This window comes from Anaerocolumna aminovalerica (assembly GCF_900115365.1).
Classification (GTDB): domain Bacteria; phylum Bacillota; class Clostridia; order Lachnospirales; family Lachnospiraceae; genus Anaerocolumna; species Anaerocolumna aminovalerica.
In genome coordinates, this window is the sequence record NZ_FOWD01000041.1 from 1 (window position 1) to 15,993 (window position 15,993).

15 protein-coding genes are annotated in these 15,993 nt (G+C 35.7%); 13 read left to right on the forward strand and 2 right to left on the reverse strand.

Annotated elements, in window-relative coordinates; genetic code table 11:
* Nucleotides 1-168 (forward strand): transposase (locus tag BM183_RS17040; protein ID WP_139221547.1); only part of this gene is annotated, 168 nt, incomplete at its 5' end.
* 203 nt (nt 169-371) lie between these two features.
* Here BM183_RS17040 and BM183_RS17045 read toward each other — a convergent pair.
* Entirely contained in the window at nt 372-887 is a 516-nt protein-coding gene (locus tag BM183_RS17045) for a ClbS/DfsB family four-helix bundle protein (RefSeq protein WP_091688234.1), read from the reverse strand.
* A complete protein-coding gene (locus BM183_RS17050) occupies nt 884-1,150 on the reverse strand; it encodes a TfoX/Sxy family protein (RefSeq protein ID WP_091688236.1) in 267 nt (88 codons plus the stop codon). Before BM183_RS17050 ends, BM183_RS17045 begins: the two co-directional genes overlap by 4 nt.
* Nucleotides 1,151-1,480: 330 nt before the next feature.
* On the opposite strand from BM183_RS17050, the gene BM183_RS17055 reads away from it, so the two are divergent.
* From BM183_RS17055 to BM183_RS17110, 12 genes are all read left to right on the forward strand, one after another.
* On the forward strand, nt 1,481-2,194 hold the full coding sequence (locus BM183_RS17055) for an ABC transporter ATP-binding protein (RefSeq protein ID WP_091688238.1): 714 nt from the start codon (nt 1,481-1,483) through the stop codon (nt 2,192-2,194).
* A gap of 16 nt (nt 2,195-2,210) precedes the next feature.
* A complete protein-coding gene (locus tag BM183_RS17060; protein WP_091688240.1) occupies nt 2,211-3,797 on the forward strand; it encodes a putative ABC transporter permease subunit in 1,587 nt (528 codons plus the stop codon).
* A 159-nt stretch (nt 3,798-3,956) separates the two neighbouring features.
* A complete protein-coding gene (locus BM183_RS17065) occupies nt 3,957-4,748 on the forward strand; it encodes a hypothetical protein (RefSeq protein WP_091688242.1) in 792 nt (263 codons plus the stop codon).
* A gap of 182 nt (nt 4,749-4,930) precedes the next feature.
* Nucleotides 4,931-6,628, forward strand: coding sequence for a GspE/PulE family protein (locus tag BM183_RS17070; RefSeq protein ID WP_091688286.1), 1,698 nt, complete (start codon nt 4,931-4,933; stop codon nt 6,626-6,628).
* A gap of 20 nt (nt 6,629-6,648) precedes the next feature.
* Nucleotides 6,649-7,704 (forward strand): type IV pilus twitching motility protein PilT, encoded by a 1,056-nt coding sequence (locus tag BM183_RS17075; RefSeq protein ID WP_091688244.1) that lies wholly within the window; start codon nt 6,649-6,651, stop codon nt 7,702-7,704.
* A gap of 87 nt (nt 7,705-7,791) precedes the next feature.
* Entirely contained in the window at nt 7,792-9,006 is a 1,215-nt protein-coding gene (locus BM183_RS17080) for a type II secretion system F family protein (RefSeq protein WP_091688246.1), read from the forward strand.
* Between the two features lie 110 nt (nt 9,007-9,116).
* Complete coding sequence (locus tag BM183_RS17085) at nt 9,117-9,608, forward strand: prepilin-type N-terminal cleavage/methylation domain-containing protein (protein WP_091688288.1); 492 nt, start codon at nt 9,117-9,119, stop codon at nt 9,606-9,608.
* 64 nt (nt 9,609-9,672) lie between these two features.
* Entirely contained in the window at nt 9,673-10,434 is a 762-nt protein-coding gene (locus BM183_RS17090) for a prepilin peptidase (protein WP_091688248.1), read from the forward strand.
* A 14-nt stretch (nt 10,435-10,448) separates the two neighbouring features.
* Nucleotides 10,449-12,110 (forward strand): pilus assembly protein PilM, encoded by a 1,662-nt coding sequence (pilM, locus tag BM183_RS17095; protein WP_091688250.1) that lies wholly within the window; start codon nt 10,449-10,451, stop codon nt 12,108-12,110.
* Entirely contained in the window at nt 12,097-12,828 is a 732-nt protein-coding gene (locus BM183_RS17100) for a hypothetical protein (protein ID WP_091688252.1), read from the forward strand. Before pilM ends, BM183_RS17100 begins: the two co-directional genes overlap by 14 nt.
* Before the next feature lie 28 nt (nt 12,829-12,856).
* Complete coding sequence (locus BM183_RS17105) at nt 12,857-13,873, forward strand: pilus assembly FimT family protein (protein WP_091688254.1); 1,017 nt, start codon at nt 12,857-12,859, stop codon at nt 13,871-13,873.
* Nucleotides 13,874-13,876: 3 nt separating this feature from the next.
* Nucleotides 13,877-15,988 carry a hypothetical protein gene (locus BM183_RS17110; RefSeq protein WP_091688256.1) on the forward strand — a complete coding sequence of 704 codons (2,112 nt, stop codon included), beginning with the start codon at nt 13,877-13,879 and terminating at the stop codon, nt 15,986-15,988.
* The last annotated feature ends 5 nt before the right edge of the window (nt 15,989-15,993 follow it).

Sequence of the window (15,993 nt, forward strand, 5' to 3'; positions counted from 1 at the left end):
AAGACATACAGGAACTGGTCTGAAGGAATTTTGAATGCCTTTAAATATAAATATACCAACGGCCCTACGGAAGGCTATAATAACAAAATCAAGGTACTTAAAAGAATATCTTTTGGAGTCCGTAACTTTAAGCGTTTTCGGACAAGAATTATTCATTGCTCTATCTGATGATAACTGGACGACAAAAAATGAAAATGAAGAGGCTTATTTGGCATGCCCAAAAACAGGAATTATAGACACAAACATAAAAATGGTTCTAAATACAGTAATGGAGCAGGATTCAGAGAATCCCACCCCAAAACTTGACAAAGAGCCTGTTTTTTGACATTATAAACATACAGGTGCTTAATTTTATTTTACGGATATTAGGTCTAGACCCCTCTTATCTTTTTCCACTTACGAATTTTACTGCGGAAGGATTTGAAAGGTGCTACTGTGTTTATATGAACCCATTTCCAAATAGGCCAATTAGAGGCCGTAGAAGCTGCCCATTTTCTGCCGCCGGGCTGAAATACCTGATCCTCACTAAAACTTTGAACCCACTCTGTAAACTCATTAACGGTACTGATAAACATTATCCGCAGCTGTTCCAGTGAATAACTGCTGTATTTATCATAAAATCCTTGGTACAAGGCACCTAGCTTATTCCATTTTAGTCCAGGTGCAGGTGTTATGACCTCTATGCCAGCTAACTCGTCCTTATCCCAACTACGGATGAGATTCATCCACCCAAGCTGATATGCAATAATTTCCTGAGGTGTTCTGTCAACACCGTCAAGCCGAAGGTTTTTGTCAGCTTCCTGTACATCATCGAATTCCTTTATGAAGACATCTGCGGTTTTTTTAATTTCATCAGTTAGACTCTTGATACTGATATATTCATTCATTTGATTTCTCCCTTATGCTGCTTATAAAATTCCTTTAAAGATTCCTTGGTATCCTCATCAAGATAGTGCCATCTTATACCCTGAATCGCACCTTCCAGTGCGGAAAGCCGCATGATACAAGCAGATGGATCATTGGCCAGGATGCGCAGCCAAGCTTTCCGGCTTCCAACCTCTTGCAGCTGTTGGATTGTGGTAATGCCAACATCGGAAAGCTGAGCTTCCAGTTTTGTGGCAATGTTTGGCAGTGTGGATAATTCTCCCATTCTATATATCCTCCTTATTCCATTATAATCTTTAATAGTACTTGTCCTTATATAGGAATTATTCTAAAGCTGTAGTATATCTTTAAAAGCCTGAAAAAAGCTTATTGTTATGTCCGTTTCTATTTTAACTTCTATGTTCCTGTTATAAACTAAATTTACAAAAAAATCAAGTAAAATATGGATGTGAATATGAAGTTTTTCGGGTATTATTATTTTTATTAATAGATGGTTTTACTTGACAAAATAATAACGGAATAATATTATGTGGTTATATATTTAGATATGCATTATATGTATTTTATTATAGTTTTCATTTGTGGGAGGTTAATGATGCTAAGTATTCATAATTTTAGTAAAGTATACAAAGGCGGTAAAAAAGCAGTAGACAATTTGTCCTTGGAAGTAGAAGCAGGGGATATATATGGTTTTATTGGACATAACGGAGCCGGAAAGACTACAACGTTACGTGCAATTGCAGGAGTTTTGGATTTTGAAGAAGGAGATATTCTGATCAATGGAATGTCCATTAAGAAAGAGGGAGTTGCCTGTAAAAAAGTAACTGCTTATATACCGGATAATCCAGATCTATATGAACATTTAACCGGTATTCAATACTTAAACTTTGTAGGCGATATTTATTCCATATCTAAATCAGAACGGGAAGAATTGATTAAAAAGTACGGTGATGCATTTGAAATGACTTCAAATATGGGGGATTTATTATCTTCTTACTCACATGGTATGAAGCAGAAACTTGCTCTTATATCAGCCTTGATCCGTAAGCCAAAGTTATTATTGTTAGATGAGCCTTTTGTAGGGCTAGATCCAAAAGCATCACATACATTAAAAACTTTTATGGCAGAGATGTGCAAAGAGGGCAGTGCAATCTTTTTCTCTACTCACGTATTAGAAGTTGCAGAAAAGCTATGTAATAAAATTGCTATTATTAAAGGTGGTAAATTAATTGCATGGGGTAACACAGAAGAAGTAAAAGGTAACCAAAGCCTTGAAGAATTATTTATGGAATTAATCGAACAAAAATAGAAAGGTGTGGTTATTTATGAGAGAAATATGGTTACTGACCAAAGTTCAATTAGGTACTACCTTTGATTTCAATATTTCCCAAAAAAGCAGAAATATTAAAAAAAGAAGTCCATTCTTTATAGTTGGGGTGTCTGCATTGCTTTTATTACTTGCAGGAATATCTTTCTTCTACAGTTTTATGCTGGGTTCTAATTTTAAACTATTGGGAACCATAGAAATTCTGCCAGAATTTATGATGGCAATTACTTGTCTTATTACAATAATAACTACTGTCAATAAAGTGAAAGGAACCTTGTTTGGTTTTAAAGACTATGATTTTGTTATGTCTTTGCCTGTAGCCACCAGTAAAATTGTAGCAAGCCGGTTATTGCTATTGTATTTATTAAATATTCTTTTCACAAGTATAGTAATGGTACCAAATACTATCGCTTATGGTATATTAGTAAAACCATCTCCTATATTCTACATCATTAGTATTGTAATGATGTTATTTATACCATTGGTACCTATGATAATTGCAATGATTATTGGAACAGTTATTGCGGTTGTGGCCTCCAGATTCCGCCATAGTAATCTTGTGAATCTTATCATTGTTACAGCATTTTTTGTACTTTATATGGTATTTACATTTACTGCTGATTCAGCTGAAAAAATGGGTGAAATAACAACGGCTATTACCAACCAGGTAGATAATATGTATCTGCTGGCAAGAATGTTTCGCCAGGCAGTTTGTGAATATGATATAATATCCATTGTGTTATTTGTTGGCATATCCTTAGGAGCATTTGTTCTGTTTTCCCTTATGGTTGGAGTTAAGTTTAAGAGTATTAATACAAAGATTCTTTCTAATTTTACAAGGGGCAATTATAAAGTAGGCAGTTTGAAACAATCTACACCATTTAAAGCTTTATTGATAAAAGAAGCAAAAAGATATTTTTCCTCTACTTTGTATGTTCTTAACACAGGATTTGGTATTGTAATAATGTTTTTAGGTTCTGTTGCATCTTTATTTCTTAGTAAAGAAACATTGGCAGAAATCATTAATGTGCCTGTACTTGGAAGTGAATTCGGCCAGATAATTGCAATTATGTTTGGATTTTGCGTTGCTATGACTAATGTAACAGCTTGCTCCATCTCCTTGGAAGGAAGAAATTTGTGGATATTAAAAGAATCACCCTTAAGGACAAAGACTATATTTAACAGTAAAATTGCTTTGAATCTTATTTTAACCGTACCAGCTGTTATCATAAATTCGATTATTGTATTTATAGGACTTCATTTATCTTTACTGGATTTATTTATGATCATACTATTACCAACAGCATTTGCATTTTTTGTATCTATCTTTGGATTATTAATAAATCTTAAAATGCCGAATCTAAACTGGACTTCCGAAGTGTCGGTTATTAAGCAAAGCGGTGCAACTACAGTTGCTGTTTTATTTAATATGTTTATATCCTTTTTACCTTTTATATTGATGTTTGCACTAAATATAAGGCCGGCAGTCATCAATGGCGCTATGGCACTGGTATTAATAATCCTTAGCAGCATTATGTATGGATATATTAATACAAAGGGTGATAAAATATTTGCGCAATTGTAAAGAATACGAAAAGAGAAGGAGGCGGCTGCGGCAGCCTTCTTTTAAGATTTGGGAATAACAGATTCAGCCATCTGTGCATACAAATGAAACTTTAAAGAATACTATACTTAAAACATAGAATAATCATGGATTAAGAATATATTCTTTGGAGGTGTCATTTTGTATTGTCATATAGAGGAATTACACAATATACCAACAAATACATTGGGAGAGCCTAAAAAAATCCTGGTGGATTCCTATACATGGTCTAATAATGGACAAACAGGTAAGACCTATACTTATAGAATGAGTAATGAAAGATATGAACGTCCTATCAATAAAGCCTATAGTATTAGTTTATGTAAGGATGAAACCTATTCACTTTGTGTGATTCATTATTATGATTTAGTTGATTATGATTTAGAAGATTGCATTGGTGAAAGTAAAATTGATTCTATAACAAAACAAACCAATATCAGCAGTGATGAAATATGGTCAATTATAAAGTCGGAGGTTAGGCCCTTACAAGAAAGAATTCTGAATGAATATCAGCAAACAGAGGAATATCTGGCACGAAAACATCACCAAGAGGTGCTGAAAGAATATCGCAGAGCCAAAGAGGATTTTCAAAAAGAATATGGTATAGCTGCCAGTGAATATGACAGATGCTATAATGTATTTGGTGAGTTAATGAACTCTGAATATTTAAATCAACTGAATCAGATACTTGAAGAAAGAATCAATTTAAAAAAGAATAGCAAGAAATACCGTAAATATGCCTACCAGGAAAATTTTAATAATTATTATAACAGCAGCAGTAACAGCAGTGAGTTTAACGATGACGAAAGAGAAATGCTTGGCAAGTTCTATAAGATACTGGCTAAAAAATACCATCCGGACTCTAATCCGGATATGGATACCACTTCGGAAATACTTTTAATTAATAAACTTAAGAAATCATGGAGGGTTTGAACCTTCCTAAATATAGGAATTAGAAAGCAGCAGAAACATTTTTTTGTTTTGTTGCTTTTTTTATTTTATATTTGGCGAAATGTTAATTTAAGGTTGTTAAGACAGCAGCATATGATATGATAGGGCTAAAGTACTATTAATCTAACAAGAACTAAAAATAACAGGAGTCAGTGAGGGCAGGAATGGATTTTAGAAAAAATAAAAAAAGATTGGGTGATATATTAATCCAGGAAGGTCTTATTAAAGAAACTGACCTGAAGATAGCTTTATCAGAGCAAAAAAAAGGTAATCGTAAATTAGGTGAAACATTAGTTGATTTAGGTTATGTAAATCAACTTTCTATTGCTAAAGCACTTCAGAAACAACTTAACATAGATATTGTACAACTTACGGGTATTAAAATACCAACAGATATTCTTGCCTTGGTTAACGAACAAATTTTGCGAAAATATATGCTAATTCCTTTCGAGTTTGATAAAAAGGATCCTAATACCCTTAGGGTAGCAATGTCAGACCCTATGGATATTATGGCTATTGATGATTTGTCTATCATAACTAACTTTAAGATAGCACCGGTTATATCACTTCCGGGAGAAATTGCTGCAACAATAGACAGGTACTATGGGAATGCGGAAGCCATGGAGGTGGCAGAACGGTATACCAAAGAAAAAGAAATTTTGGACAAAGAGAAGGAAGAAAAAGAAAATAATGAAGATATAAATAATTCGCCTATTGTTATATTGGTGAAGACCATGATAGAACAGGCCGTAAGGCAAAGAGCAAGTGATATACATATAGAACCATTTGAAAAAGCTATACGCATACGATACCGGGTTGACGGATTGTTGAAAGAGATTATGAACTATGACAGCAGCTTGCTCTCAGCTGTTGTAGCAAGAGTTAAGATTCTGGGGAATATGGATATCTCTGAAAAGAGAAAACCCCAGGATGGGCGAATAGCTATGGTGATTGACAGAGAAGAATATGACATTCGTGTATCAATTTTACCGACGATTTTCGGAGAGAAGATAGTAATGAGACTTACCTCTAAAAGAGGTCTTACAAAGGACAAGAAAGATCTTGGATTTACTGATGAAGAAATGGAGAAGTTTAATGCCATCCTTTCTAAACCTCATGGGATGATATTAGTAACCGGACCCACTGGAAGCGGTAAGTCAACAACACTTTACACAGCACTTAGTGAGCTGAATAAGGAAGATGTTAATATTATTACGGTAGAAGATCCGGTAGAGGCTAATATTGATGGAATCAATCAGGTTCAGGTAAATCCAAAGGCAGACTTGACCTTTGCCAGTGCTCTCAGATCCATCCTAAGGCAGGATCCGGATATTATTATGATTGGTGAGATTCGGGATAATGAGACTGCAGAGATTGCCATAAAAGCATCCATAACCGGTCACCTTGTAGTAAGTACTCTTCATACTAATAGTGCAGCAAGTAGTATTACAAGGTTAGAAGACATGGAAGTTGAACCTTACCTTATTGCCGATGCAACTATTGGTGTTATAGCCCAAAGGTTAGTAAGAAGACTATGCCCCTATTGTAAGAAGGAAAAGCAGGCGGATAAATTAGAGAAGGAATTGCTTGGGCTTAAGGAAGAAGAGGAACAGGTAATCTATGAAGCAATAGGATGTCATATGTGCAATGAGACAGGATATTTTGGCCGTATCGGAATATATGAAATTATGCCTTTAACACCTGCACTTAAAGAATTAATAAGTAAAAAAGGTAATGCTATAATGATTCATAATCTGGCATTATCAGAGGGAATGAAGACTTTGAAAACCAGTGTATCAGAAAAGGTATTCCATGGTATTACTTCAATTTCTGAAATGAAGAAAATTTTATTTGATGATTAAAAGAAAGCAGGGGAAAAGGTATGGTTACTATAGAAGAATTACTACAAATCGCCAAGGATATAGGAGCATCCGATCTCCACATTACAGTTGGGCTGCCTCCAAAGTGCAGAGTTAACGGTGAACTGCAGGATGTGGGGGACATTAAATATCTGCCTAATGATACATCGGAATTAATAATGCCTATTGTTCCGGAACATTTCAGAACTTCTTTAGAGCTAAAAGGGGAAGTGGATTTTTCCTACTCTATTCCCAATCTGGGCAGATACCGTGTCAATGTATTTAAACAAAGAGGTTCCTATGCAACGGCAATTCGCCTGGTAGGTACAACAATTCCAAAACCGGAACAGCTGGGAATTCCAAGTTCTGTTGTAGAACTAACAGCTAAGAAACGAGGACTTGTATTGGTAACGGGGCCTACGGGAAGTGGTAAATCAACATCACTGGCTTCATTAATTGATGTGATTAATTCCAATTATAATACCCATGTAATTACATTAGAAGATCCTATTGAATATCTGCATCATCATAAAAAGTCCATTGTAAATCAGAGGGAGATAGGATTGGATACCCAATCCTATAGTAATGCCCTTAGAGCAGCTCTTCGGGAAGATCCGGATGTTATACTGGTTGGAGAAATGAGGGATCTGGATACTATTTCTACTGCTATTACAGCTGCTGAAACAGGGCATCTGGTATTCTCTACATTACATACTATTGGTGCTGCTAGCACCATTGACCGAATTATTGATGTATTCCCCCCTCATCAGCAGCAACAGATTCGTATCCAGCTGGCAACAGTTTTAGAAGCTGTAATATCCCAACAACTCATTCCTCTTTCAGGTGAAAAAGGAAGAGTGGCGGCTTTTGAGTTTATGCATGCAAACGGGGCTATTAAAAATCTTATCAGAGAAGGGAAAGGGTTTCAGATTCCTTCCATTATCCAAACGAATAAAAAGTCTGGCATGCAGATGATGGATGATGCAATTTTTAATTTATATATAAAACGAAAAATAGATTCTGAAAATGCACTTCATTTTGCACAGGATCCCATTGCACTTGAACGAAAATTATTCTAGGAGGATGTGTGGAAAATCAAGATTTTCCACAGGGCAAATTTGTGCTGCTGTCTAAATTCGCAGGTTTGCGGGAGAATGGAGGATTAAATGAACAGTTATTCTTATCTTGTCATTAATAAGAAGGGAAAAGTACAAAAAGGCAGTATAGAAGCAATTGATGAGGAGAAAGCAAAATTCCTATTAAAAGCAGAAGGCTTTCTTCCGGTATCATTAGAGAAACAAAGCTTTTTAAATAAAGATATTAACATAACTGTTGGAAACCCTGTAAAGTCCAGAGATTTAAGTGTATTTTGCAGACAATTTGTAAGTATTCTGACTGCCGGAGTTTCGGTGGTAAATGCACTGGATTTACTCACCCAGCAAACGGAGAATAAGGTGCTCTCAGAGGCAATTAAAGAAGTTCAAACTTCTGTTGAAAAAGGTGAGGGTCTTGCAGATGCCATGAGGGAACAAAAGAAAGTATTCCCTTCTATTCTTACTAATATGGTTAAGGCAGGGGAAGCCTCAGGAGATTTGGAGACCGTCTTTGAGAGACTGGCAATACATTTTGAGAAAGAGACAAAATTAAAGCTTCAAATGAAGAAGGCTTTGATATACCCAATTATCGTTGGTTTAGTGGCTGTAGCAGTCTTAGTAGTTATGATGCTCTTTGTTGTTCCCAACTTTATGGCCATGTTTGCTGATATGAATATTGACATGCCATTCATGACCAGGCTTGTCATAAGAGTTAGTGATTTCATGGTTACAAGATGGTATGTACTGATTGTTGTGGCAGCCTGTATCATAATTGGGTTCTCCCTATATAAAAAGTCAACTGCCGGCAGGGAGACACTTGGGCGTATAGCCTATAAGGTACCTTTTTACGGAAAGTTTATTATGAAATCCATTTCTGCCAGATTAACCAGAACACTATGTACTTTGCTGGCTGCCGGTATCCCTGTGATTGAAGCGTTGGATATTACCGCAAGAACCATGGATAACGTAGTTGCTAAAGACGCTCTGCTTCTGGCTAAAGAAGATGTTGCCAAAGGAATACCACTTTCCATTCCTATTAAGAATGCTGGAATATTCCCCCCAATGGTATATCAGATGATTAAAATAGGTGAGGAATCCGGTGACATTGAGAGTATGCTGGAAAAGGTTGCAGACTACTATGACGAAGAAGTGGAAGCTGCAGCACAAAGATTGACAGCTGTTTTGGAGCCTGCCATTATTATCTTTCTGGCTTTTATGGTAGGAATAATTATCATGGCAATAATGCAGCCAATGCTTGCCATGTATGAGGGGCTTGGTAATCTATAAGTATGTTAAAGGAGATAATTTATCAGGAAATTATGAATTTCCTGATAATTATTAATATATTGGCATTTGTTAAAATGCCTAGAAGAATAAATTTAAAAAGGAGAGTAGAAATGGAAAGGGAAAAAAAGAAAGAAATAAGAAAAGCACTAAATAACAAAGGGTTCTCATTAGTGGAACTAATTATCGTTATTGCTATTATAGCAATACTGGCAGGTGTGTTAGCACCACAATTGATTAAGTATCTTGATAAGTCCAAGAAAGCAGCAGATGTTCAAACAGCGCAGACAATAGCTACAGCAGTGAATGTGGCATTGGCAAATGAAGCGGCATATGAAAAGGCTGTCTCTCAGAAGATATCGGTAGCGTTAACAGCAGATGCGACAAATAATGCTTTCCTAAAAGAACTTCAAGATATTCTTGGTAAGGTTAGTGATGGTTCAAAAGCTCCTAAACCTAAATATAAATCAGACGTTTATAAAGATTTTTATATTTATTTTAAGCCTGATAAAACTTTTGAGATTTATGTTGGAGATGATCTGCCTAATACGGAGGATCAAGTCTCACTTATTTTATATCCAACAGTTGGAACACAATATAAATAACAACTTTCACAACATCAAACAAGACATTGTTCTTGTTTGATGTTCCTAAAAAAGGAGTCTATCCATGAAACCGGAACCAATCATCTGCTTTATTATCTTTTTATACGGTATCATAATTGGCAGCTTTCTTAATGTCTGCATTTACCGTATCCCTTTAAAAAAGAATATCGTTACAACCCCTTCCCACTGTACCCAATGCGGTTACCGGTTACAGTGGTATGAGCTAATTCCTATAATGAGTTATCTTTTCTTAAGGGGAAGATGCAGAAAGTGCGGCAGTAAGATATCCATACAATATCCCATTATAGAAGGGCTGAACGGGGTTCTTTATGTATGGGTGTTTTTAATACATGGGTTAACTCCGGTGAGTGTGATATATTGTTTATGCGTTTCAGCACTTATTGTAATGAGTGTTATTGATTTCAGAACATATGTGATACCGGCCGGGATCAATATATTTTTGGGAATAGCAGGCATTATCCGGGTTCTTTATGATTTTGAGAATTATATGGATTATATCATAGGTTCTGTGGGTGTCAGCGGTTTCCTTCTTCTTATCTATATTATAACCAGAGGGAAAGGAATTGGGGGAGGAGACATTAAACTTATGGCTGTAATCGGGTTAATCCTTGGATGGAAGTATAATATATTAGCTTTTGTACTTGGATGTATCTTGGGATCCGTGATTCATTTAATTAGAATGAGAGTAAGTAAAAAGGATAGAGTATTAGCCTTTGGTCCTTACCTTTCAGCAGGTATTATGATTGCTATATTATATGGAAAGCCAATAACTGATTGGTATATAGGGTTATATATAAGTGGATGATATAGGAGGAAGATATGTCAAACAGGGTAATTAGTATAGAAACCGGACTTCACATTACCAGAATTTGTGAAGTTGAGAATAAGAAGAAAAATCCAAAGGTATATCAATGCATTTCCTTTCCAACACCGGAAGATACATATGAAGATGGATTTATCCGCAATAAGGAGAAGTTTGTTGAAGCAGCAAAAGATAAAATTGTTGCAGCAAAGCTGAAGAGCACCAGGGTTATTTTCACCATTGCATCAACAAAGATTGCCAATCGTGAGATTGTAATTCCCTATGTTAGTGATAATCGTATTAAAGATATAATAGAAACCAATGCCACGGACTATTTCCCGGTGGAGATATCAGAATATACCATTACATATGGAATATTAGAAAAGATAATAAATGGAAAAGAAAAAAAGTTAAGAATTTCTGTATTAGCAGCACCAAATCAGCTGATTAAAAATTATTATAGCGTTGCTAAAATGTTAGGTTACCAGGTAGAAGCCATTGACTATATTGGAAATAGTATATTTCAGGTCTGTAAAAAGCAAGGGGGAACAGAAACCGGATTAATTGCTCAGATACAAGAAGATTCCACGCTTCTTAGTTTTCTTGAGGGTGGAGTGCTGACCTTTCAGCGCACTATACAATATGGTACAAATTCTATTACTAACACATTAGTAAATAGTAGGTATTATGATGTTAACAACGATAATGAGGCATTACAGCTGCTAAGCAACAATGCGTTAATCAATAGGGAATTTGAACCTCATGTAGAGGAAACAGCAGCGATTACATTAGAATATTCCAAAGAATATACAGACAATGGGTTGGAGAATACTGCCAGACAAGAGTTAACGGAATCTCTGTACCTTCTTGTTAATAATATAATTAGAGTTCTGGATTATTATCTTTCAAGAAATGAAGAAAAAAAAATACATATCATGTATCTGACAGGACAGGGTACCAAAATAAAAGGTCTCAGTAAATTACTTTCTAACGAGACTGGTATACATACGAAAAAGATAGAGACTCTCAGTGGTGTAATTTTCGATAAGAATATTGAGTTTAAGGCTGAAAATCAGGGCGATTACCTCTCCTGTATCGGAGCAGTTATGAATCCTATTAATTTTATGCCAAAGGACTACTTAGCTACTGTAGAAAGGAAGAGTAGGGTTCACTTAAGAAGGGTTCTTCTAGGCGGTTCTGTGGCTATTAGTATTATATTTGTTTTAACGGCCTATATTGGGTATCGTACAGAAAGGCTGGAGAAAGATAGGCTGGAAGCACAGATTAAGGAACTGTCAGAGGCTGAACAAATTTATAAGGACCATAAAGAAGCCAAGAATCAGTATAACAGTATAAAGGCTATGTATGATCTTACCCTGGGAAATAATGAGGGTTTAAATTCTCTCATTACAGAGTTGGAGGAAAAATTGCCATCTAAGAGCAATATCAATACTATGAATATAACGGATACTCAAATTTCCTTAAATATAAAGACAGGTTCCAAAACAGAAGCCGCCAAAGTAATAACACAGTTAAAAACAATAGATGCCCTTACTGAAGTGCAAACAGAGAGTATTATGGAACAAAGGGATGAAAATGGTAATATCACAGTAGAGTTTACGGTTTCCGCTAAATACAAAGAAGGTTTTACAAAGGAGGATAAGGATGGAGATAATTAAAAAACTGTCAGAGAGAGAAAAGAATTTACTGTTCATTTTGCTTATATTTATTATCTTATTCTGCTCCTATCAATTTGGCTATGTGAAACTTACTGGGAAAATAGATACCTTAAGTAGTGATAACCTGGAATTAAGCGTGAAACTGAATGATTTAATACAAAAAGATGTTGCAAAAGAAAAATATATTGAAGAAACCAATAAGATGTTAGCAGATACCCAGGATATGTTCAATCACTTAGCTGCTTCTATGACCCAGGATAAGAATACCATATTTGTTACGAAATTGGAGAAGGAAGCGGATATGATAGTAAGTGCTATTTCCTTTGGAGATATTACCCATATTTATGATTCGAATCGGGAAATGAATAATACCACAGATCAGACTGCCAATGACACATCCAATGGCTCAGATACCACAGATGTGACAGCAGAAAGGAAGGGTTTAAAAGGATATCAGTCATCCATCACTATAAACTATCAAACTAATTATAGCGGATTTAAAAAAGCTATTGATTTCATAAATAATTACCATGAGAAAATGAGAATTCAATCTATAACAGCTGCATTCGATAGTACAACAGGTAACTTGACAGGAACCATAACAATAGACCTGTTTATGGTGTCAGGGGAAGGACGGGAAGCAGAGCTATTTGATATCTATGGAATTGACCTGGGGACGGATAATATATTTGGAACTTTTGAACTTCCGGTAGAATAGATAAGCTATACATAAGGATTAAAGTAATATGGAGGGTATGATGGGCGGAGAAAGAAAAAAATTATTCCAAATAGGTAATAAAGGGTTCTCTTTAGTGGAACTTCTGGTTGGTATAGCAATTATTGCTCTTGTCTTCGGCCCTATACTAAAGAATTTTCTTGCCTCAGCCAGAGTGAATGCAAAAGCAAGAAAAGTACAACAAGAAACTATCCTGGCACAGAATATTGTGGAAGATGTAAAAGCAAAAACCATTCTTGAAATTGCATCCACCTATAATGATAATACAATTGTTCATGATGATAAAACAATCTACACTAAGAAGCTGGTTCAGGATGGAAAGAATAAATATGATGTACAAATAACCATTGATAAGGATGTTTACAAAGACGTCAATTCTGATGGTGATCTGACAGGTTATAATAATTATAAAATGCCTGTTATTAATGATATTAATGAAATGAAGAATGTAATAGCCACAGAGAACCGTGAAACATCCATGGCAATTTCAGTATTACATAATAATTACAGATGGTACCGGGAACAGAGGAAAACCGATACAGGATATACAGTTGGTGAGTATTCGGAAGATGACATTAGAACGAATCTAACCCGGGACATACAGGTTAATATCAAGAATCTAAGCGGAAACATTGAAGTCAGAGTGGAGGCAGTATATACCTGCGGAGCCGTTCCCGGAAGCGGCATTGAAAGCTATGTTCTCAAAGAAACAGACTATAATAGTGATATGAATGGAATCTATGTTTTCTATAGACCTATCATCCGTGATAAAGTTACGATACATAAAGATAGTACTATAACAGATACCATTGACTTATTTCTTGTCAGTCAAGACACCAGCTATGGAATTATAGTGGATAATCCTGACTTTGTTCCTATTTATAATAATGTATCATTAACCAGCCCTTTGGTTAAGAAAGAGACTAAAACCAGGTTGTATGATGTTACCGTAAAATTATTTTCGGCAGGTGCGGATTATGATACCGCTGCTCCCTGTGTAACCTTTCATATAATAAAGGAGGAATAATTTATGAGGAAAGACAGGCATTATTTTATAAATAATGAAGGTTCTGCTATGATTATTATAATTGTATGTATTGCTTTTCTTACGATTATATCTTCTTTATTACTGACCATAACATGGAATCATATTCAAATGAAGAGTATAAATCAGAAATCAAAGGCAAATTTTTATGAAGCAGAAACTGCTTTAACAGAGATTCGGGCAGGAATTGAAGAAGTTACTGCTGATTCATTAGAGATAGCTTACAATGTGGCAATGGAGAATTATCTGAATGAGACCATAGATAAAGAAAACCTGTTCTCACAGACTTTTATTAACGAGATTGCAAAGAAACTAGGAGATGGTATTGATCTAACCACTTATGAGCCTGCAACAATCCGGGGATACATAAAGGAACCTAATGCCATGTTAACAACCAATGCTGACATGGGTGAAAATAAAATAGTAATAGATGGAGAGAATCCAAGTAAACCGGGATACATTATTATAAAGAACATAAAGCTAAGTTACATAAACAGTGAGAATTATAAAACAACCTTGTCCACCGATATAAAAATTATGGTTCCTGACATGGCTTTTCACGCCTACAATAGCGGTACCAACGTATTTGCTGACTATGGCCTCATAGCGGATCATAGTATATCTCTTAATACGGTTAATAATGTTAAAGTATATGGAAATGTTTACGCCGGTAATGGGGGAATCATTCTGGAGAATGCCTCCTTTCTCACCATGGGGCGGGGGAGTAATATTATAACAAGAGGAAATATTGATGTTAAGAATCGCAGTAACCTGCAGATTCTTGATAATCCAAATATATGGGCAAAGAATATTACCACATTCCAGAATATAAATGCCGGTACGGAAATGCCCACCACTATTCAGATCAGTGGTAAATGTTATGTGGAAAACGATCTGACACTTGGGGCAAAGAAAAGTGATGTTACTTTATCCGGTGAATATTATGGATATGGAAATGAGCATATTCCTGATAAAAGCAGTGCAGTTATAATAAATGGGCTTAAATCAACCCTTAATTTATCAAATCTGAAACGATTACTTATAGCAAGAAGAGCTTATCTTAACCCAAGTACCGGCGGCAATGAATATAATGAAAACCTTCAGGGGGATATTTGGACAGGGGAGTCTTTGGCAATAAAAGGGAATCAATATGCCTATTTGGTACCAAGTGAATGTTTATGGCAGGACATTGATTCCAATTCAGCAGAACCTAAGAATGTAGGGAATCCGGTATCCTATGATAAATACTTACGAAGAAAAAATAAAACGGACGGTTTAGGGGACGCTCCCATGGTTTCATTAGCTCCAGAGATTGCCTGCTATGCCAATGGCTACACTACCATATTCTATAATCATGGACCCCGTAAAGAGGTATTCTTTTTCCTTACATTTGCTAACGAAGAGAAAGTCAATGAATTTCTGAAATACTATTACAGACAACAACAATTAGACGAAGAAAGCAAGATGGAGACAAGGATTAAGAGTTTTGCAGGCAGTATATCAATAAATACCGAATCCTCATGGATTATGTCTCCGGGGCATCTGCTTACGTACCAAGAGGAAAGCGGTGCGGGGCTTGTGGAGGGTACTGTCACACCGGATGGAAGTACAATACAGTCTATAGCGGATCAATTAAAGGAAAGATATAAGATATTGTCTCAGGAACTTTCGGAGCCACACTTGAGAGCTGTATATGACCCTGCCTCAGTATTCCGATCTATTATAGACATTTCAAAGATTTTACCATTCACAGATCAAGTTTATACCATAGACAGCAATCATAAAGCTTATGTTGTAGATGGTGATTTTATCACAACTTCGGGTATGCAAGGAATTGTTGTTGCAACTGGGAATGTAGTTGTTAATGGCAGCTTCACCGGATTAATCCTGGCTGGAGGAGACGTCAGTCTTTCAGCGGGATCCACAGTAACGGCTTCAAAACAGGTTGTAAATACTATAATTAATAAAAACACGGAATTAAATACTATTTTTAGAAATTTAGTGGTGAATGAGGATGGTTCTAACTTGGGAGATAATAGCCGGATCATAGTATCTGAGTTAATCGGTTATGAAAACTGGAAATTGAATGAAGAATAAGAGGT

Coding starts and splice junctions, on each gene's coding strand:
- BM183_RS17045 (WP_091688234.1), bottom strand. CDS start 887: ATGAATGAATATATCAGTATCAAGAGTCTAACTGATGAAATTAAAAAA.
- BM183_RS17050 (WP_091688236.1), bottom strand. CDS start 1,150: ATGGGAGAATTATCCACACTGCCAAACATTGCCACAAAACTGGAAGCT.
- BM183_RS17055 (WP_091688238.1), top strand. CDS start 1,481: ATGCTAAGTATTCATAATTTTAGTAAAGTATACAAAGGCGGTAAAAAA.
- BM183_RS17060 (WP_091688240.1), top strand. CDS start 2,211: ATGAGAGAAATATGGTTACTGACCAAAGTTCAATTAGGTACTACCTTT.
- BM183_RS17070 (WP_091688286.1), top strand. CDS start 4,931: ATGGATTTTAGAAAAAATAAAAAAAGATTGGGTGATATATTAATCCAG.
- BM183_RS17075 (WP_091688244.1), top strand. CDS start 6,649: ATGGTTACTATAGAAGAATTACTACAAATCGCCAAGGATATAGGAGCA.
- BM183_RS17080 (WP_091688246.1), top strand. CDS start 7,792: ATGAACAGTTATTCTTATCTTGTCATTAATAAGAAGGGAAAAGTACAA.
- BM183_RS17085 (WP_091688288.1), top strand. CDS start 9,117: ATGGAAAGGGAAAAAAAGAAAGAAATAAGAAAAGCACTAAATAACAAA.
- BM183_RS17090 (WP_091688248.1), top strand. CDS start 9,673: ATGAAACCGGAACCAATCATCTGCTTTATTATCTTTTTATACGGTATC.
- pilM (WP_091688250.1), top strand. CDS start 10,449: ATGTCAAACAGGGTAATTAGTATAGAAACCGGACTTCACATTACCAGA.
- BM183_RS17100 (WP_091688252.1), top strand. CDS start 12,097: ATGGAGATAATTAAAAAACTGTCAGAGAGAGAAAAGAATTTACTGTTC.
- BM183_RS17105 (WP_091688254.1), top strand. CDS start 12,857: ATGGAGGGTATGATGGGCGGAGAAAGAAAAAAATTATTCCAAATAGGT.
- BM183_RS17110 (WP_091688256.1), top strand. CDS start 13,877: ATGAGGAAAGACAGGCATTATTTTATAAATAATGAAGGTTCTGCTATG.